The organism is Flavobacterium sp. UBA6195 (assembly GCF_002422095.1).
In the GTDB taxonomy this organism is placed as follows: domain Bacteria; phylum Bacteroidota; class Bacteroidia; order Flavobacteriales; family Flavobacteriaceae; genus Flavobacterium.
Genome location: NZ_DITB01000120.1, coordinates 1 through 19,526, shown reverse-complemented (window position 1 = coordinate 19,526; position 19,526 = coordinate 1). Strand labels below are relative to the sequence as shown.

The window sequence follows — 19,526 nt, the reverse complement described above, 5'->3', positions numbered from 1 at the left end:
TAGTTGAAGGCGCATCAATCATTACATCTCTTCCTGAGTTGTTTTTAGGGAAAGCAATAAAATCACGAATCGTTTCTTGTCCACCTAAAATAGAAACTAATCTATCCAATCCGAAAGCTAAACCTCCGTGTGGTGGTGCTCCAAATTCAAAAGCACTCATTAAGAAACCAAACTGCGCTTGTGCTTCTTCTTTGCTAAAACCTAACAAATCAAACATTCTTGATTGTAATTCTCTGTCGTGAATACGAATAGAACCGCCACCAATTTCGTTTCCGTTTAATACCATATCATAAGCATTAGCACGAACTTTTCCTGGTTCGGTTTCAATTAATGCCATGTCTTCTGGTTTTGGAGACGTAAAAGGATGGTGCATCGCGTGATATCTTCCGCTTTCTTCATCCCATTCTAATAATGGGAAATCAACTACCCATAATGGAGCAAATTCGTCTGATTTTCTCAAACCTAAACGAGTAGCAACTTCCATTCTTAAAGCTGATAATTGCGTTCTTACTTTATTTGCATTACCCGATAAAATTAAAATTAAATCACCTGGTTTTGCATTGGTAATTTCAGCCCATTTTTTCAAATCTTCTTGATCGTAGAATTTGTCTACTGATGATTTAAAAGTTCCATCTTCTTCACATTTTACATAGACCATTCCCGAAGCTCCAACTTGTGGCCGTTTTACCCAATCAATTAAAGCATCGATTTCTTTTCTTGTATAATTTGCGCAACCTGGCGCAGCGATTCCAACAACTAATTCAGCTGAATTGAATACTGGAAAATCTTTATGTTGGGCTACCGCATTTAACTCGCCAAATTTCATTTCAAAACGAATGTCTGGTTTGTCATTACCGTAGGTTTTCATTGCGTAATCGTAAGTAATTCTTGGGAATTTTTCTACTTCAATTCCTTTGATTTCTTTTAGTAAATGACGTGTTAAACCTTCAAACATATTTAAAATGTCTTCTTGTTCTACGAATGCCATTTCACAGTCGATTTGTGTGAATTCTGGTTGACGGTCAGCACGTAAATCTTCATCACGGAAACATTTCACAATTTGGAAATATTTGTCCATTCCACCCACCATCAACAACTGTTTGAAGGTTTGTGGCGATTGTGGAAGTGCATAAAACTGCCCTTCGTTCATTCTACTTGGTACAACGAAATCACGTGCGCCTTCTGGAGTAGATTTAATTAAATATGGTGTTTCTACATCACAAAAACCTTGGTCAGAAAGATATTTTCTAACTTCCATCGAAACTTTATGACGGAACAATAAGTTGTTTTTAACCGGATTTCTTCTGATATCTAAATAACGATATTTCATACGAATGTCTTCACCACCATCGGTTTCATCTTCGATAGTAAATGGAGGCAATTGTGCTTCGTTTAAAATTGTTAGTTCGGTAACTAAAATTTCAATTTCACCCGTTGCCATATTTGGGTTCTTTGATTCGCGCTCAATAACAGTTCCTTTTACTTGAATAACAAATTCTCTTCCAAGCGATTTTGCTTTTTCAAAAACGGTTTTGTCAGTTCTTTGTTCGTCGAAAATTAATTGGGTAATACCATAACGGTCACGTAAATCGACCCAAATCATAAAACCTTTATCTCTCGATTTTTGAACCCAACCTGCAAGGGTAACTTCTGTATTGATGTGTGAAGCGTTTAATTCACCACAGTTATGACTTCTGTACATTTCTTGAAATTTTTTGCAAATGTAGTAACAAATATTAATTTTATTCGTTTAATTTTAATAGATTTGATACAATAAATAACACTTTTAAAACATGAAAAAAGCATTCTTTTTGTTTTTTGTAGCAATTTTTTCTGGTTTTGCTCAAAATACACCTAATACCGTTTCATTAAACGTTAAAATCACCAATAGATTTTCAGATACGATTACCATTTCTTCAGGTAGAACATTTAAGCAAAAAGTAGGAATTAATAAAAAAGGGGAATTTCAAACCACTTTTGAAGCTTTAAAAGATGGAGGCTTATACCGTTTGAATGATGGAAACGAAGGGACAACAATGTTTTTGAAAAATGGTTATGATTTAACTTTAACTTTAGATACTAAAGATTTTGATGAAACTATTGTTTATAAAGGAAAAGGTGCTAATGAAAACAATTATTTAGCCCAAAAAGCTATGTCAGATGAAAAGTTTGAAATGGATTTAGAGGCTTTATTTGATGCTGATGAAGCTACATTTAAAGAAGCATTGTCTAAAAAGAAAGCGGATGATTTAAAAATGATTGACGTAAAAGGTTTAGATGAAACTTTGGTTAACATGTTACGCCCTTCTTTTGAACAAGAAGAAAAATTCTTATTGGATTATTATAAACAAAAAGTAGCCGCTAAGAAAATGGAAGGTGTTGTTTCACCATCATTTGATTACGAAAACCACAAAGGTGGAAAAACTAAATTAGAAGATTTAAGAGGAAAATATGTCTATACCGATGTTTGGGCAACTTGGTGTGGACCATGTTTGGCTGAGATTCCTCACTTAAAGAAAGTAGAAGAAAAATATCACGGAAAAAACATTGAGTTTGTAAGTATTTCTGTAGATACCGATAAGGATCATGAAAAATGGAAAAAAATGGTGGTTTCTAAAGAATTAGGAGGAATACAATTATTCGCGGATAAAAACTGGACCTCAGATTTTATAAAAGCTTTCGGAATTAATGCAATACCAAGATTTATTTTAATTGGACCTGATGGGAAAGTAATTAAAGCTGATGCAGCGCGTCCTTCATCAGTAGCTTTAATTGAATTATTAGATAGTTTAGTGAAGTAATTTCATATATAGTTATATTATTTAAAGCCAATACATTACGTATTGGCTTTTTCAATGTTAAGTTTTTATCTAATGTTACCAAATTGTTAAGTAAAAGTTTTTTTATTGTAAATTAAATTTTATATTTGTTACTATAATGTTAACCTATAAAAGAAAAGAGTATGAAAAAAGTAGTAATTGCAATAGTTTTATTGGTTTCAAGTTTGTCATTTGCACAAGAAGTTAAGCCAAAATTTGAAGTGGTTGACCAAATGGTAAAAGCAACTTATTATTATGATAACGGACAAGTAAAACAAGAGGGGTATTACTTAGACGGGAAATTACATGGAAAATGGGTTGCATTTAATGAGGATGGTACAAAGCAATCGATGGGAGAATATAATAATGGAGCTAAATCTGGAAAATGGTTTTTTTGGAGCGATGCTTCATTAAGCGAAGTAGATTTTTCAGATAGTAGAATTGCTGAAGTAAAAAAATGGTCAAAAGATGTTTTAGTTAAAAACTAATTAATCGAATTCTAAAAAAAAGGAACTCAAATTTGAGTTCCTTTTTTGTTTAACCAATAATTAAAATTAAGGTTTAGTTTTTTTATCTAAATTTGGATTAAAAGAAAATCCGATACTAAAATAACCTGTTCCATCTTGTTTGTTAGAAAAAATATAATTGTTAGTATTTTTTCCTCTTTCTGAAACTCTTGCATTGAAAACTGTTGCCAATCCGGTTTCAAATGTTGCAATTATTGATTTGCTAAAACAATGTTCATAGGTTAAACCCGTATTTATTTCAATTGTTCTGTAATCATACACTTTTGCAAATCCGGTTTGGTTTATGTAAGTATAAAATCCGTTAGTATTTAGTTCGCTTCCTAAAGAAATTCTTCCGTTTTCGAATAAATTTCTTTTAAACAAAAAACGTTGTGGTAGAATAAAATCCAAACTCCATTTTGAATTTTTAAATCGATGATCTATTAAAAAAGTTGGAGAAGCTGGAACTGGAGAAGTTGGATCCGCTAAAACAATAAGTCCGACACCAATTGTGGTTCGTTCTGTTTTTTTCAAGATTATCGTTGCTCCAAAAAAACCTTTTATACGTTCAGCATATTTCTCGGTTCCATCAACAATTACACTTGCATTATATAGAAATGGTTTTTTAAACAGTTGTGAAAAATAAGTAAAACTTAAAGCTCCAGAAAGATAATGATAATTTAGTTTTTCATCGTAAACTGGAATCGAATTATCAATTTGACTTGCAACATCATTCAGCTCAAACGCTTCATATCTATATCTAAAAGAAGAAGTAATATTCCATCGTTGTTTTTTAATTATAGTGATATTGGCACTTGCGCTAAAACGAGAATGATTTTTGATTTCGCCTTTTTCAAACGGATTGTCAAATAATTCTGAATCGAAGTCGGTTGGTAAATAATTTTCAAATTTTAGATCAAACATTCGGGTTGTTGGGAACCTGTTGTTAATTGCTGATTGAACATTTTCTTTAAGTTCTTTATTTTCTTGACCTTTTGCAAAAAGAAAAACGAAGCACGTTAAAATAGAAAAAATTAATTTCATTGATTGATGGTTTTGAGTTTATTTTAAACCGTTATTTTAATTGACATAGTATATTTTGAAATATAAAAATGCCTCAATTATCTGAGGCATTTTTATTCAATAAATTAAATTTAATGCTTTGGTGTAAAACCATCTTCACTTAATTCTTTATGAACATAATCAGCTTTCATTAAACTGTCATAATCTACTTTAACATCTCTTCCTAGTTTCACTCTAATACTATCTACAATTGCATAAACAACTGGAACTACGATTAAAGTTAAGAATAAAGAGGAAATCAGACCACCAATAATTACCCAAGCTAAACCATTGTTCATCTCTGCAGCCGCACCTTTAGCAAGTGCAATAGGAATCATCCCTATTACCATGGCAATTGTTGTCATTAAGATTGGGCGTAAACGAGCATGGTTTGCCTGAACTAATGCGTTGAATGTTGATTCTCCAGCATCTTTTCTGTGATTAGCAAAGTCAACTAATAAAATAGCGTTTTTCGTAACTAAACCAATCAACATAATAATACCTAAAATGGTGAAAATATTAAGTGAATTATTAGTTAATGCCAAAGCAAATAACGCTCCAATAAATGATAATGGAATAGAAAACAATACTACAAAAGGTGTTACAAAGTCATCATATAAGGCAACCATTACTAAGTAAACTAAAATAATAGCAGCAAGTAACGCAATTCCTAAAGTACCAAAACCTTCAGTTTGATTTTCCATATCTCCACCCCAAACATAATTAACTCCTGTTGGACGTTCCATTTTTGAGAATACTGTTTCCCATTCGGTTGCAATAGTACCAGATGGTTTACCTACAGATTGTGCTTCAATAGTAACCGAAGTACTTTTGTCTCTTCTTTCTAACATACTTGGACCTGAACTTTCAATAACCTCTGCAAATTGAGATAATTTGATTTGTTGTCCCATGTTGTTAACAAAAATTAGATTGTTTACATCATTAATATTAGAACGATCATATTCATTGAATCTGATGTTGATATCATATTCATATTCCCCGGCTCTAAATTTTCCATCAGTATTTCCGTTGAAAGCGGTTTGCATAGTTAGACCAACTGTTTGAAGGTTTAATCCTAATGCTGCCATTTTATCACGGTCAACTTGAACTTTAATTTCAGGATTTCCAGCTTCTGAAGTCAATTTTACTTCCGATGCTCCAGGAACTTTTTTCAATTCAGCAGCTGCTTTTTGAGCAAATAACATTACATCATCAAAATTTGGCCCCGTAACCGTTAAGGCAATTGGTGCTTTATCTGCGCCCAATAATCCTACAGGAACAGTTTTTACTTTTGCTCCTACCAATTCTTTTTCTAACTGACGTTTGATTTTAGCCGCATATATAAACGAGTTGTCATCACGTTTTGCTTTTTCAACCAAAGAAATCAAAATTTCAGCTTTGTAAGCAGTAGATTGCGTAGCTCCCATACCATCACTAGTTTGACCTACTGTGGTAATCATATCAACGATGTTTTTATCTTTTTTTAGATAAGCTTCCGCTTTTTGAGTCATAAAATTGGTTTGCTCAACAGAAACATCTTTTGGCATTTCAATTTGAACTAAGAATTCACCTTTATCGGTTTTAGAGAAGAACTCACCACCAATAAATCCACCACCTAATAATCCAAAAATTGAACCAAAGAAAATAACAGTAACGATAGCTAACGTTGTTTTTTTGTAATTTAAAGACCAAGTTAAAATGTCTGTTACTTTGTGAGTGAATTTGTCTAGGTAATTTTCAAAGCCTAAAATAATTTTTCCAAAAAACGATTCTTTATTTAAATGTTCTAATTTTCCGTAACGTGAGAATAGCCAAGGAACAATTGTAAATGAAGCCAATAACGACAATAATGTAGCAATAATTACTGTAACACAGAATTGCGTAATGATATTAGAAACTAATCCAGTACTCATGGCAATTGGTAAGAATACGACCACAATAACTAAAGTAATTGCGGTTACGGTAAATCCAATTTCAGCTGCACCATCGTAAGCTGCGCGCACCTTATTTTTACCCATTTCCATGTGACGGTGAATGTTTTCTAATACAACAATCGCGTCATCCACTAAGATACCTACTACTAATGAAAGTCCAAGTAAACTCATTAAGTTTAATGTGTATCCCATTAATGAAATTCCAATGAAAGTAGCAATTAACGAAGCTGGAATCGATACCATTACAATAGCCGCATTTCGTAAACTATGTAAGAAGAATAACATTACGAATGCTACTAAAAATACAGCTAGAAATAAATCATGCATTACATTATCCGCAGCAGTTAAGGTAAATTCACTACTATCATTTGCAACTTTTAATTTTAAGTTTGATTTAGAATAGTCCTTCTCAATTTTAGCAATAGCTTCTTTTACTTTTTTACTTACTTCTACCGCATTTGCATCTGATTGTTTAATAACTTGTAAAAGTATTGATCCTTTCTCGTTAATTCTTGAGATTTTAGAAACGTCTTTTTGTGCATCTTGAACATCGGCCACATCACCCAAACGTACTTGAACACCATGATTTGATGAAACAACTAAATTGCGTAACTCTTCAACTGATTTATATTTTCCAGATAAACGAATGGTGGTACTGTTTTCTCTAGTTTTAATATTACCCGTAGGGAAATCTAAGTTTGAAGATAAAACGGCTTGTTGCACCTGAGGAACTGATAATCCAAATCCTTGTAATTTAGTTGCATCTAAGCTTACTTTAATTTCTCTTTCTTCACCACCAACTAAGTTAACTTGTGCCACACCAGGAACACGAGAAACAATTGGTTGAATTTTTTTATCTAACAAGTCATAAAAAGCAATTTCATCCATGCTTGCTGTTGCTCCAATGGTCATAATTGGTAAATCGCTCAAAGAGAATTTACTTAATGAAGGCGGATCAACATCGTCAGGTAAGTCTTTTAAAACTGCATTGATTTTACGTTGAGCATCATTTAAAGAATAATCGGCATCCGCATCAGCGGTTAATGTAATCATTACTACCGATAAACTTTCATAAGACTTTGATTCTAATTTTTTGATGTTCTCCATGGTAGAAACTGCATCCTCAATTTTCTTGGTTACGGTGTTTTCCACTTCACTTGGAGAAGCTCCAGGATAAACAGTTGAAACGGTAACTACGTTAATTTCAAATTTTGGAATTAACTCATAACTCAACTGTTTATAACTATATAGTCCACCTAATAATAGTATCGTAAAAAGTACGATAACCATAGAAGGTCTTTTAATTGATATATCTACAATTTTCATATAATCGGTTTTAAGTAAGCGTCTTTTTATTATTTTACTATAGAAACTTTAGTGCTATCACTTAAGTTTATTTGACCACTTGTTACTACAACATCCCCATTGTTTAAGCCGCTTAAGATTTCAACTTTATCTCCAAAAACTCTTCCGGCTACTACTTTTTTCATAACGGCAATGTCTTTTTCCACAACATAAACTTGGTTGCTACTAACACTTCCTACAAAGGCACTTCTTGGAATTGTCATCAATTCAGGTTGTTTTCCTTCTGGCGCACCAAAAACTACAGAACCATACATTCCTGCTTTTATTTCGTTATTAGGATTGTTTGTTATTGCCACTTCAATAGGGAAGTTTAAAGAAGTGTCAGCTTTTGGAGCAATAAAAGTTACTTTTCCAGTATATTCTTTATCAGGAAAAACACTTGCTTTTACTTTTACAACCGAACCAATTTTTAATTGTGCCACTTGACGTTCACTAACATTTACTTTCAGTTTTAACGAACTTGTATTTACAATTTCAAACATTTTTGTTGGTGGCATAGCGCTCAATATAGCTCCAACTTCAATGAATTTTTTATTGATAATTCCTCCGAAAGGAGCTTTAACTCTTGTGTCACCAACATTAATATTAGCTTGAGTTAATCTAGACTTAGCGTTAATCATGTTGATTCTAGCTTGATCTAATTGTTGTTTTGTAACTCCTCCAGTTTTGTAAGCACTTTCGAATCGGTTGTAATCGTTAAGAGCGTTTTGATAATTAGCATTAGCTGTTTCTGCTTCTACATTTACAACATCACCTCTAATGATAGCGATAGTTTGACCCTTTACTATTCTATCTCCCTCTTTAACTAAAATCGAAATTACTTTTCCAGATCGTTCTGCGGCCATTTCTAATTCTTGATCAGGTGAGAAGTTTCCGTTTGCAACAAAGTTATCTTCAACAGGGTTTGTTCCTACTGTAGCTACACGAACCGCAACACTACTATTTTCTTGAGCAACAATCGCTGTGTCGGCTTCATTTTGTTTTTTATTATTTACAAGAGTTACAATTGTAGCTCCAACTAATCCTACACCTAAAACGATATAAATTATTTTTTTCATTTGATTATTGGTTTAATAAGTTTTTTAGTTCTCCTTTAGATTTTATGAATTGAATTTCAGCTAATTTATATTCTAAAATAGCCGTAGTGTAATTGTTTTGTGCTTCAACCAATGCGTTTTCAGCATCTAATAAATCGGTTAATGATGCCAAACCCTGTGTGTAATTATTATTTGTATTGTTTAAAACTTCCTGAGCAAGTTGTGCATTTTCTTTTTGATTGTTGATGGTAATTAAACTGTTTTCAAGTTGTTTTTTTGCATTATCAAATGCTAAATCCAATGCTAATTTTGTGTCATCAAGATCAACTTTTATTGAGTTTAGGGCGTTGTTTGCTTGTCTAACTTTTGCTCTTGTTCCAAAACCTGTAAATAATGGAACTCTTAAACTTAATCCAATAGACGCAAAATCTGACCAATAAACACCATCTGCTGGTTTTGCAAAAAGAGGCATTTCTGGACCTTGACCAATGTAATTATAATTTCCACTTAATGAAAGTGTAGGGTAATAACCTGCTTGAACCGCCTTTTTTTGGTACGTTAATAATTGTTCTTGTTTTTTTAATAACAAATATTCTGTTCTTCCAGTTACGTCTGCTTTTGCAGATAAATCTTGTGGTGTAACCTCAAAAGCATTATTAGGTATGATGATTTTGTTTTCCATTGGCATTCCCATATAGAATTTTAAAGCATTTTCTTGTAAAGTAATCGCATTTAAAATTTGTTGGCGAAGCGAATTAATGTTGTTTACGCGAACAGTAATTCTGTCAAAATCAATTTTTTTAGCCAAGCCATTATCAAATTGCCCTTTTATAATGTCTTTAACTTTGTTGGTGTTTTTCAAATTATTATCAACTACAATAAGTTTTTGTTGTTGTACATAAACTTGATAATACGCATTTGCAACACGTTCAATAACTTGTTCTTCTGTTAATTGTGCATTAATTTGATAAAATTCTCTTGTAGATTTCGCTGCTTTTAAACCCGTAAAAACCGATTGATCAAATAAAGCTTGATTTAAAGATACTCCTGCAATAGAATTCCATTTTTGTCCAAGAGGTGCTAAAATAGTGGTTCCTGGTGCTCCAAAAAAATCGCCTGGTAAAGCATTTAATTGTAAAATAGGATTGTATGTCATACTTCCATTAGCCGAAATTTGAGGTAAGGCTCTCGAACGAACTTCTTGTATTTTATATTCGCTATTTTCTACTTCTAATTTCGCTTTTTTAGCTTCTGCTTTATTTTCGAGAGCAAAAGTGATAGCATCTTTTAACGTTAACGGAGCAATTTCTTGCGCACTTACCGATAATGTAAAACTTAATAAAGTTATGAGGATTGTATTCTTCATTGGTTATATAATTGGGTTTTTTAGGTGTTTTTCTAATTCTATTATTCCAGCTAAAGTAGCCATGGCTCTAATGTGATATTCTAAAGCTTTGACTTCTAATTCATGCGCGTCTTTTTCTAACATGGTATTTTCATTGATATTGAAGATTAACGTGTAATAAAACTTCACATAATTGTCTATGTCTAAATTTTCTCTGTATAAACCTTCTCTAATCCCTTTTGTGATGTTTTGTCGGAAACAATCTTCACAAACACTAACTTGCATACTTAAAACCTTGTCATAAATTTCAGGATAATGTTTTTTTAATTGGTATATTGGAGATGATTCGGCCGACTTGAACATTTCTCTAAACATTCTTTTTACTTCAAAATTTTCTTCAATAGCGTTGAAGTTTTCTTCTGCTATTTTGTTTAAAGTTGCTCGTATTTCTTTATGAACTGCTTGAATACTTTCTTCAATAAGAATGTCTTTATTTGAGAAATATTTGTAAATCGTTTTTTTTGAAATACACATTTCGCAAGCAATATCATCCATAGTAATGCTCTTGAAACCTAGTCTCAAAAACATTTCTTTCGCTTTATTTATAATTTTATCTTTCATCATTTCTCTAAAATCACTTTTAGTGGATTTTATTTTCGGGTACAAATGTATATCGGAAACTTTTAACACCAAAATAGTTTCCATTGTTTTTGCATAAATTTAACATTTGATATATTCGCCTCAATTCAGAATATTGAAGTATTTTAGCAAAAAATTCAAGCAATGCATTCTATATCGTACTATCAAGAAAAAATGGGTAATCATTTTTCGAATATTGTTTCTAATAAAGAACCTAAAAATTTATACGAACCTATCGAGTATATTTTATCTCTTGGTGGTAAAAGAATGCGTCCCGTTTTGACATTAATGGCCAGTGAGGTTTTTAATGTAGATTGTGAAAAAGCCATTCCTGCTGCAACTGCGGTTGAGGTTTTTCATAACTTTTCATTGATTCACGATGATATCATGGACGATGCGCCTTTGCGAAGAGGAAACCAGACCGTTCATGAAAAATGGGATTTGAATACCGGCATTTTATCAGGTGATGCGATGTTGATTTTAGCATATCAGTTTTTTGAAAATTATGAGCCAGCAACTTTCCAAAAGCTAGCCAAATTATTCAGTAAAACGGCTTTAGAAGTTTGCGAAGGACAACAATATGATGTAGATTTTGAAATGCGTGACGATGTTACCATTCCAGAATATCTAAAAATGATTGAATACAAAACCGCTGTTTTAGTTGGTGCTGCAATGAAAATGGGAGCAATTGTAGCCGAAACTTCAGATGAAAATGCGGATTTGATTTATGATTTCGGATTGAATTTAGGAATTGCCTTTCAATTACAAGATGATTATTTAGACGCTTTCGGAAATCCTGAAACCTTTGGAAAACAAGTAGGTGGTGATATTATTGAAAACAAAAAAACCTATTTATACTTAAAAGCAATTGAGTTTTCAAAACCAGAAGAAAAGCAACAATTATTGCATTTGTTTTCGATTCAACCAACAGATAATAATGATAAAATCGAATCTGTAAAAGCGATTTTTAATGCTTCTGGAGCAAGTGAAGCTACTAAAAAAGCAATTCAAGATTATACTTTCAAAGCATTTGAAACTCTAGAAAAAATGGATATCGAGAATGAAAAGAAAGCCATTTTAAAAGCTTTTGGTGAAAATTTAATGAGAAGAAATGTATAGTCAACAACAATGGCAAAATCAAGTTCAAAATTCAATTTTAAAACTTGTAATTGATATTGTTTTTTCTATTTGAACTTGACTTTTGAACTTGTAATTGAATTTGAAAATGTATAATCCGCCAGCAAATATTGATGCCCTAATTTCGCAAGCCGAAGAAGAACATTTGTACTTCAAATTGATTGAACAAGTAAATAAAGATTTTGCTTTGGCAAATGAATCTATTGATGTGCCAACAAGTATTTTTCCGTTTGAATTTAAGAATTTGGTACAAGAAAAAATATACAAACTCATTCAATATAAATTTGCTGAATACTTGAATTTACTTTACATCATTGACGTACCAGAAGAACAAATCAAAAAATTAGATGGTTCCGATTTAGTGGAATTGTCAGAACAAGTTGCATTTTTGGTCTTAAAAAGAGAATGGCAAAAAGTTTGGTTTCGAAATAAGTATTAAAAATAAATTCTCACAAAAGGCATAAACGCCTCGGCATAGATATTATCTCTATCTCGGTGTAAAACATTATATCGAATACCTAAAGTTATATTATCATTACGATATCCTGCACCTAAAAACAAAGCCGTATTCCAAAAATCTTGAGTATCGTTTCCGAAAGAATCATTAAAAGTTCTATTTACTCTTAATTGTTCTAATTCAGTTGAAATTTGAATTTCTTCGATGGGATTGAATAAAGCAATTAGACTACCTCCATACATGTTAGCATTATAAAAATCACGTTGTTTTACATAACTGTATTGTGCTCCTAAACCTAATGCTACATATTGATTAAAGTTGTAAATAGCACTTGGTGCCACCATAACATCCGTATATCCACTTCCAAATCCTAAGCCAAGCCCACCACCAAATTGCACATGTTTCCAAAAATCACTTTTTGTTTTATTTTCGGTATTTACTTGTGCATAAATTTCAGGTTTAAAACTAAATAAAAACACAATACTTAACAAAAATGTTAAATTCATTACGAAATTCTTTTTCATAAATCCATTTTAAAAAAATTAATGTTATAAAAGTATAAAAATCCTTGAAAGATTATCATAAAATGTTTTACTTTTGCGTAAATTTTTAATTAAAAGGTCTTTTAGACAACACACTATGGATAGGTTTTCCTTTTTAAACGCTGCACATACGGCTTTCTTTGCCGATTTATACGAACAATATTTACAAAATCCAGATAGCGTAGAGCCAAGCTGGAGAAGTTTTTTTCAAGGATTTGATTTTGCACAAGCCAATTATGGTTCAGAAGAAGTTGCTCAGCAAATTTCTTATGTAGCTTCGGGTGATTCAGGTGAAATCTCTGAAAAAATGCAAAAAGAGTTCAATGTTCTTAAATTAATTGAAGGATACAGAACTCGTGGTCACTTATTCACTAAAACAAATCCAGTTAGAGATAGAAGAGTTCACGGACCTTCATTGGCTCTTGAAAATTTCGGATTATCGCAAGCTGATTTAAATACGGTTTTTGATGCGGCGAAAATCGTGAACATGAAACCAAGTACTTTGGCAGATATTATCAAACATTTAGATAATGTTTACTGTCAGTCAATCGGAGTGGAATTCATGTACATTCGTGATCCTAAGGTACAAGAATGGATTAAAAATCGCTTAGATATCAACGATAACCAACCAAATTTTTCGGCTGACCAAAAGAAACACATCCTTAAGAAATTAAACGAAGCCGTTTCTTTCGAGAACTTCTTACATACTAAATACGTAGGTCAAAAACGTTTCTCATTAGAAGGTTGTGAGGCGGCAATTCCCGCTTTAGATGCTTTGATTGAGGGTGCTGCTGATAGAGGAGTAGAGCAATTCGTAATGGGAATGGCACACAGAGGTCGTTTGAATGTTTTGGCTAACATCTTTGGAAAAAACACACAAAATATTTTCTCTGAATTCGACGGAAAAGATTATGACGAAGACGCTAACTTTGATGGTGACGTAAAATATCACTTAGGCTTAACTTCGGATAGATTAACGGATTCAGGTAAAAAAATCAACTTAAATTTAGCTCCAAACCCTTCGCACTTAGAAACTGTAGGTGCTGTTATTGAAGGAATTACAAGAGCAAAACAAGATAGAAATTACCCAAATGATTTTTCAAAAGTATTACCTATCGCTGTTCATGGTGATGCTGCTGTAGCAGGTCAAGGTATTGTATATGAAATCATTCAAATGGCGAAGTTAGATGGTTACAAAACAGGTGGAACTATCCATTTAGTAATCAATAACCAAGTTGGATTTACGACAAACTATTTAGATGCACGTTCGTCAACGTATTGTACGGATATCGCAAAAGTAACCTTATCGCCAGTTTTACACGTAAATGCAGATGATGCAGAAGCGGTAGTTCATGCAATGTTATTTGCGTTAGATTACCGTATGGAATTTGGTGGAGACGTTTTCATCGATTTATTAGGATATAGAAAATACGGTCACAACGAAGGTGATGAGCCTCGTTTTACCCAACCAATTTTATACAAAGCCATTTCAAAACACAAAAACCCAAGAGACTTATATGCTGAAAAATTAATTCAGGAAAACATTATTTCTGCTGGTTTTGTAAAAGAATTGGAAGAAGCTTACAAAGCAAAATTAGATGAAAATTTAGAGGCATCTCGTAAAAAAGATTTAACCGTAATTACTCCGTTCATGGAAAATGAGTGGGAAGGATACAAACAAGTTTCTGATGATGTAATGCTTCAAAAATTTGACACCTCTTTTGATAAGAAACAATTAGCTGAAATTGCGGATACGATTACCCAACTTCCATCTGACAAGAAATTCATCAGTAAGATTACGAAGTTAATTGGAGATAGAAAGAATATGGTTGAAACCAATAAATTAGATTGGGCTATGGGCGAATTATTAGCTTATGGTTCCTTACTAAAAGAAGGTTTTGACGTACGTATTTCTGGTCAAGATGTGGAACGAGGAACATTCTCACACCGTCACGCAGTAGTTAAAGTAGAAGATTCAGAAGAAGAAGTAATTCTTTTAGACAAAATAAAAGATAAAAAAGGAAACTTTTATATCTACAACTCACATCTTTCAGAATATGGGGTTTTAGGTTTTGAATATGGATATGCATTAGCATCGCCAAAAACCTTAACAATTTGGGAAGCACAGTTTGGAGATTTCTCTAACGGAGCTCAAATTATGATTGACCAATACATTTCTGCAGGTGAAGACAAGTGGAACAACCAAAACGGATTGGTAATGTTGTTGCCTCATGGTTATGAAAACCAAGGAGCAGAACACTCATCGGCACGTATGGAGCGTTACTTACAATTATGTGCAAAACACAACATGTACATTGCCGATGTAACTACGCCAGCCAACTTCTTCCACTTAATGAGAAGACAATTAAAAACAGAATTCCGTAAGCCATTAGTAGTATTCTCTCCAAAGAGTTTATTACGTCATCCAGATGTAGTATCTTCAATGGATGATTTAGCAAACGGACAATTCCAAGAAGTATTAGATGATCCAAATGTAACAGATAAAAAAGCAATCAAAACGTTGGTTTTCTGTACAGGTAAATTCTATTATGATATCATTGCAAAACGTGCTGAATTAGGTAGAAATGATGTGGCAGTAGTTCGTTTAGAACAATTGTTCCCATTAGCAGTTGATCAAATCAAAGCGATTATCGACAGTTATCCAAATGTGGATGATTATGTTTGGGCTCAAGAAGAACCTAAAAACATGGGAGCTTATGGCTATATGTTAATGAATTTTGATTTAGTAAAATTAAGATTAGCATCACCAAAAGCGTACAGTGCACCAGCAGCAGGAAGTTATGAGCGTTCTAAAAAACGTCATGCTAATGCTATCGCTATGGTATTTGATAAAAAATTATTTCAATAAAAAACAACTCAATTATCACCCTGAGCTTGTCAAAGGGTAAACTTTTTAAATAAAAAGATATGATTTTAGAAATGAAAGTCCCTTCTCCAGGGGAATCAATTAAAGAAGTAGAAATTGCTACATGGTTAGTAAAAGATGGTGATTATGTAGAGAAAGACCAAGCGATTGCTGAGGTTGATTCAGATAAAGCAACATTAGAATTACCAGCTGAAGCAAGTGGAATCATTACATTAAAAGCAGAAGAAGGTGATGCAGTAGCAGTAGGCGCTGTAGTTTGTTTAATTGATACAGGTGCAGCAAAACCAGAAGGTGGTGCAGCTCCAGCAAAAGAAGAAACAAAAGCAGTTGAAGCCCCTAAAGCTGAGGCTCCAAAAGCAGCTCCAGTGGCAGAAAAAACGTATGCAACTCAAGCGCCATCTCCAGCAGCTAGAAAAATATTAGAAGAAAAAAACATAGAGCCTTCTGCAATTGTGGGAACGGGTAAAGGTGGAAGAATTACTAAAGATGACGCTGTAAACGCAGTACCATCAATGGGAACTCCAACAGGAGGAAACCGCGGAACAGAAAGAACAAAACTTTCTATGTTACGTAGAAAAGTAGCAGAGCGTTTGGTTTCTGCTAAAAACGAAACTGCAATGTTGACTACTTTCAACGAAGTAGATATGTCGGCAATTTATGCAATTCGTGACCAATATAAAGAAGAGTTCAAAGCGAAACATGGTTTAGGATTAGGCTTCATGTCATTCTTTACTAAAGCGGTAACTCATGCTTTACAATTGTATCCAGATGTAAATTCTATGATTGATGGTCAAGAGAAAATTTCTTATGACTTCTGTGATATTTCTGTAGCGGTTTCGGGTCCAAAAGGATTAATGGTTCCAGTTATGAGAAATGCAGAAACCTTATCGTTCAGAGGTGTTGAAGCTGAAATCAAAAGATTAGCTTTAAGAGCTCGTGATGGACAAATCACAGTAGACGAAATGACTGGTGGAACATTCACAATTTCAAATGGTGGTGTTTTCGGAAGTATGTTATCTACGCCAATCATCAATCCACCACAATCAGGTATTTTAGGAATGCACAATGTTGTGGATAGAGCTATCGTTAAAAATGGTCAAATCGTAATTGCTCCAGTAATGTACGTAGCATTATCATACGATCACAGAATCATCGACGGACGTGAGTCAGTTGGATTCTTAGTAGCGGTGAAAGAAGCATTAGAAAACCCAGCTGAAATTTTAATGGGTGGAAATGTGAAAAAAGCATTAGAATTATAGAAATATAAATCCCAAATAAAAAATCCCAAATTCAAATAGAGTTTGGGATTTTTTTATTTGGGTAATATTTAAAAATAGTAAAAGTTAATCTTGGGAATAATCTACAAAATAATATAGTTTTATTCTTATTTTAGCGGACTATAATTTTCAGGTTGAGCCACCATTTTTTCATGATGCACAAATTTACTTTTTCTGTTATACTACTATTATTTATTAATTTGATGCTTGCTCAAGAATTGAGTGAATCAGAAATTAGTAGAACCCGAAATATTCAAGAGAATCTTATTTCAAATCCGGAGAAAGCATATGCTGAAGCATTAGAAATTAGTAATTCTAAAAACGAGTTATTTCGTTTTTATGGCAAATATTACATAGCCAATTATTTTTACAACAAATCAGAGTTTACTTACTCAAAGAAACTTCTGATCATACTTATAGATAGTATTGAAAAAAGTAAGATGGATAAATCAAGCAAAGTGTATCAAGATTTACTTGGAATGTGTGTGAACAAACTTTTTTATATCCATAAAAATTTAGGAGAATACGATTTAGCATTGTTTTATCTTGACAAATATAAAAACAGTGTACCTAATAATCATTTTAACGAACAATATGGCTCAATTAAGGTAGCTATGGGCGATTATGTTAATGGAATTGCTTTGTTAAAGAGAGAATTAAAAACGTCGCATCACTTAAAATTGGGAATAGGTGAAAAAAAAGTAATGAACAAGAAATTGTTTGCTGATAAATATAATATTATTGGTGAAGCTTATCAAAAGTATTACATTCAGTCGAAGAAAAAAGTGTTGTTAGATTCTGCAAATCATTATTTTAATGTAGCAGCTACAATGATGTTGCAAGATAATTTTCAGCCTGAATACACCAAAGCATTATTGAGTATGCGCGAAGCAAAAAGTGCCGCCTTAGCAGGAAATTACGAGAAATCTTTGTCGTTATATAGAAAGAGAAAAAAGTATCCTATTATTCAGGATAATATAAGAACAGAGCAGTTGTTTGATTTAGGAATGGCCGATTGTTTTCATCATTTAAAACAAGTTGATTCGGCACTTTTTTATTGTAGTAAATATATTGAAAGTTATCAAATCACTAAGGTTTCCAAAGAAAATTTATTAATGACTTATAACATTATGACACAGTGTTATAATCAGAAAAATGATGCTAAAAACGCGTATCGCTACGCCCAAAAAAGTTTAGAATTAATTCAGTCAATAGAAGGAATAAAAAGTAAATCTTTGAATTTTCTTCACAACTACGATTTAAACAAAATAAAGGAGGAATCTAATAAAGTTATTGCTTCTAAGAATTATTTTAAAATTTCACTTTTTGGGATATTAATTATTTTGGTTATTGTGGTTTTTAGTTTTTATTTCTACTATAAAGATCAGAAAGAAAAACATTATCGATTTTTAAAAATTATTCAAGATCTAAAAGAATCTAAAACTTCAGAAATTAGTATTCTGCAAATTGATATAACCGAACCACAACCAAAACAAACACTCGATGAAGAATTTATTGAAAAAATTGCTTTAGGTTTAAAAAAGTTAGAGCAAAAGGAAACTTTTTTAGATCCGAATTTCAAGTTGGCTTTTGTGGCTAAAAAACTAAATACCAATACAGCTTATTTGTCGCAATATTTCAATCAGGTAATGCAAAAAACTTTTTCAGAATATACCCAAGAATTACGAATTCATTATGTACTTCAAAAGCTGAAAGATGCTCCTTATTTCCGTAAATATACTTTGCAAGCCATCGCGGAAGAAGTAGGTTATAAAGACGCCAATACGCTTGTTCGCGTTTTTAAAAAGCAAACCGGACTTTCTCCTAATTATTATATTGAAAAATTAGAAAATACAGATTAAGTATTTGTTAATCAGGTAAATAATAATTATTAAATCTTCTGATTATTTATAAATAGTCCAATATATAAATTGGTCTAGTACTTCATATCATATAGTTTTGATGGAAATTTAATCAAATTAAGCTTCAAATCATCAAAATCAAAAAATGAAAAAAAGAATTACGTTATTCTGCCTATTGGCATTTTTGAATTTCATTCCTAATGCTGTTGCGCAATGTACTACTGCAGCAAATGGATTGTTTCCAGCTAATACCTATACACCAAACTGTAGTGGTAACTATGAGACGTTAACCAGTCAAAGTTATGCAGGTGAATACAGCAATGTGAACGTAATTGCGAACAAACAATATTCGTTCTCAAGCTCTGTAACAACGGATTATATTACAATTACAAATGCAACTGGAACTGTTGTTTATGCAAGCGGAACACAACCCGTAATATGGGATTCTGGTAGTACCACAGGTGTTATCCGTTATTACCTTCATTCCAATGCTAGTTGTGGTAGTCAACAAGTGGAAAGGTCTCGCTATATTCGATGTGCGGATGCATCAAACTGCGTACCACCTTCAAATTTAGCGGTATCAAATATAACATCCAATTCTTGTAAAATGACTTGGACAGCGGCATCACCAGTGCCTTCTTCTCATTATGATATTTA

Annotated in this window: 15 protein-coding genes; 8 read left to right on the top strand and 7 right to left on the bottom strand. The window is 32.5% G+C overall.

Annotated elements, in window-relative coordinates; all coding sequences use genetic code 11:
* A partial coding sequence (gene aspS, locus B4I81_RS10635) for an aspartate--tRNA ligase (protein ID WP_291110481.1) occupies positions 1 to 1,702 on the bottom strand: 1,702 nt, incomplete at its 3' end.
* 91 nt (positions 1,703 to 1,793) lie between these two features.
* On the opposite strand from aspS, the gene B4I81_RS10630 reads away from it, so the two are divergent.
* On the top strand, positions 1,794 to 2,801 hold the full coding sequence (locus B4I81_RS10630) for a TlpA family protein disulfide reductase (RefSeq protein WP_291110479.1): 1,008 nt from the start codon (positions 1,794 to 1,796) through the stop codon (positions 2,799 to 2,801).
* Positions 2,802 to 2,962: 161 nt separating this feature from the next.
* Entirely contained in the window at positions 2,963 to 3,307 is a 345-nt protein-coding gene (locus tag B4I81_RS10625) for a toxin-antitoxin system YwqK family antitoxin (RefSeq protein ID WP_291110477.1), read from the top strand.
* A gap of 66 nt (positions 3,308 to 3,373) precedes the next feature.
* Here the strand turns inward: B4I81_RS10625 and B4I81_RS10620 are convergent, their stop codons facing one another.
* From B4I81_RS10620 to B4I81_RS10600, 5 genes are all read right to left on the bottom strand, one after another.
* Positions 3,374 to 4,369 carry a hypothetical protein gene (locus tag B4I81_RS10620; RefSeq protein ID WP_262317115.1) on the bottom strand — a complete coding sequence of 332 codons (996 nt, stop codon included), beginning with the start codon at positions 4,367 to 4,369 and terminating at the stop codon, positions 3,374 to 3,376.
* A 110-nt stretch (positions 4,370 to 4,479) separates the two neighbouring features.
* A complete protein-coding gene (locus B4I81_RS10615; RefSeq protein ID WP_291110475.1) occupies positions 4,480 to 7,647 on the bottom strand; it encodes an efflux RND transporter permease subunit in 3,168 nt (1,055 codons plus the stop codon).
* Between the two features lie 29 nt (positions 7,648 to 7,676).
* Entirely contained in the window at positions 7,677 to 8,744 is a 1,068-nt protein-coding gene (locus B4I81_RS10610) for an efflux RND transporter periplasmic adaptor subunit (RefSeq protein WP_291110473.1), read from the bottom strand.
* A 4-nt stretch (positions 8,745 to 8,748) separates the two neighbouring features.
* A complete protein-coding gene (locus B4I81_RS10605) occupies positions 8,749 to 10,089 on the bottom strand; it encodes a TolC family protein (RefSeq protein WP_291110471.1) in 1,341 nt (446 codons plus the stop codon).
* Between the two features lie 3 nt (positions 10,090 to 10,092).
* Positions 10,093 to 10,773, bottom strand: coding sequence for a TetR/AcrR family transcriptional regulator (locus B4I81_RS10600; RefSeq protein ID WP_349678574.1), 681 nt, complete (start codon positions 10,771 to 10,773; stop codon positions 10,093 to 10,095).
* Positions 10,774 to 10,851: 78 nt separating this feature from the next.
* On the opposite strand from B4I81_RS10600, the gene B4I81_RS10595 reads away from it, so the two are divergent.
* On the top strand, positions 10,852 to 11,826 hold the full coding sequence (locus B4I81_RS10595; protein ID WP_291110469.1) for a polyprenyl synthetase family protein: 975 nt from the start codon (positions 10,852 to 10,854) through the stop codon (positions 11,824 to 11,826).
* 106 nt (positions 11,827 to 11,932) lie between these two features.
* Positions 11,933 to 12,283 (top strand): hypothetical protein, encoded by a 351-nt coding sequence (locus B4I81_RS10590; RefSeq protein ID WP_291110467.1) that lies wholly within the window; start codon positions 11,933 to 11,935, stop codon positions 12,281 to 12,283.
* On the opposite strand, the gene B4I81_RS10585 is transcribed toward B4I81_RS10590, so the two are convergent.
* Positions 12,280 to 12,825: a hypothetical protein gene (locus B4I81_RS10585; RefSeq protein WP_291110465.1), complete on the bottom strand. Its 546-nt coding sequence runs from the start codon at positions 12,823 to 12,825 to the stop codon at positions 12,280 to 12,282. The two genes, B4I81_RS10590 and B4I81_RS10585, sit on opposite strands and share 4 nt — an antisense overlap.
* Positions 12,826 to 12,940: 115 nt before the next feature.
* On the opposite strand from B4I81_RS10585, the gene B4I81_RS10580 reads away from it, so the two are divergent.
* The 4 genes from B4I81_RS10580 to B4I81_RS10565 form a co-directional block, all read left to right on the top strand.
* Positions 12,941 to 15,712: a 2-oxoglutarate dehydrogenase E1 component gene (locus B4I81_RS10580; RefSeq protein WP_291110463.1), complete on the top strand. Its 2,772-nt coding sequence runs from the start codon at positions 12,941 to 12,943 to the stop codon at positions 15,710 to 15,712.
* 59 nt (positions 15,713 to 15,771) lie between these two features.
* Entirely contained in the window at positions 15,772 to 16,989 is a 1,218-nt protein-coding gene (gene odhB, locus B4I81_RS10575; protein ID WP_291110461.1) for a 2-oxoglutarate dehydrogenase complex dihydrolipoyllysine-residue succinyltransferase, read from the top strand.
* A 170-nt stretch (positions 16,990 to 17,159) separates the two neighbouring features.
* Positions 17,160 to 18,869 carry a helix-turn-helix domain-containing protein gene (locus B4I81_RS10570; protein ID WP_291110459.1) on the top strand — a complete coding sequence of 570 codons (1,710 nt, stop codon included), beginning with the start codon at positions 17,160 to 17,162 and terminating at the stop codon, positions 18,867 to 18,869.
* A 145-nt stretch (positions 18,870 to 19,014) separates the two neighbouring features.
* Positions 19,015 to 19,526 (top strand): hypothetical protein (locus tag B4I81_RS10565; protein WP_414655101.1); only part of this gene is annotated, 512 nt, incomplete at its 3' end.

Bases quoted from the DNA above. Each gene is read 5' to 3' on its own strand.
- B4I81_RS10595 (WP_291110469.1), top strand. From the start codon at position 10,852: ATGCATTCTATATCGTACTATCAAGAAAAAATGGGTAATCATTTTTCG.
- B4I81_RS10615 (WP_291110475.1), bottom strand. From the start codon at position 7,647: ATGAAAATTGTAGATATATCAATTAAAAGACCTTCTATGGTTATCGTA.
- B4I81_RS10625 (WP_291110477.1), top strand. From the start codon at position 2,963: ATGAAAAAAGTAGTAATTGCAATAGTTTTATTGGTTTCAAGTTTGTCA.
- B4I81_RS10570 (WP_291110459.1), top strand. From the start codon at position 17,160: ATGATGCACAAATTTACTTTTTCTGTTATACTACTATTATTTATTAAT.
- B4I81_RS10585 (WP_291110465.1), bottom strand. From the start codon at position 12,825: ATGAAAAAGAATTTCGTAATGAATTTAACATTTTTGTTAAGTATTGTG.
- B4I81_RS10605 (WP_291110471.1), bottom strand. From the start codon at position 10,089: ATGAAGAATACAATCCTCATAACTTTATTAAGTTTTACATTATCGGTA.
- B4I81_RS10630 (WP_291110479.1), top strand. From the start codon at position 1,794: ATGAAAAAAGCATTCTTTTTGTTTTTTGTAGCAATTTTTTCTGGTTTT.
- B4I81_RS10580 (WP_291110463.1), top strand. From the start codon at position 12,941: ATGGATAGGTTTTCCTTTTTAAACGCTGCACATACGGCTTTCTTTGCC.
- B4I81_RS10610 (WP_291110473.1), bottom strand. From the start codon at position 8,744: ATGAAAAAAATAATTTATATCGTTTTAGGTGTAGGATTAGTTGGAGCT.
- B4I81_RS10590 (WP_291110467.1), top strand. From the start codon at position 11,933: ATGTATAATCCGCCAGCAAATATTGATGCCCTAATTTCGCAAGCCGAA.
- B4I81_RS10600 (WP_349678574.1), bottom strand. From the start codon at position 10,773: ATGGAAACTATTTTGGTGTTAAAAGTTTCCGATATACATTTGTACCCG.
- odhB (WP_291110461.1), top strand. From the start codon at position 15,772: ATGATTTTAGAAATGAAAGTCCCTTCTCCAGGGGAATCAATTAAAGAA.
- B4I81_RS10620 (WP_262317115.1), bottom strand. From the start codon at position 4,369: ATGAAATTAATTTTTTCTATTTTAACGTGCTTCGTTTTTCTTTTTGCA.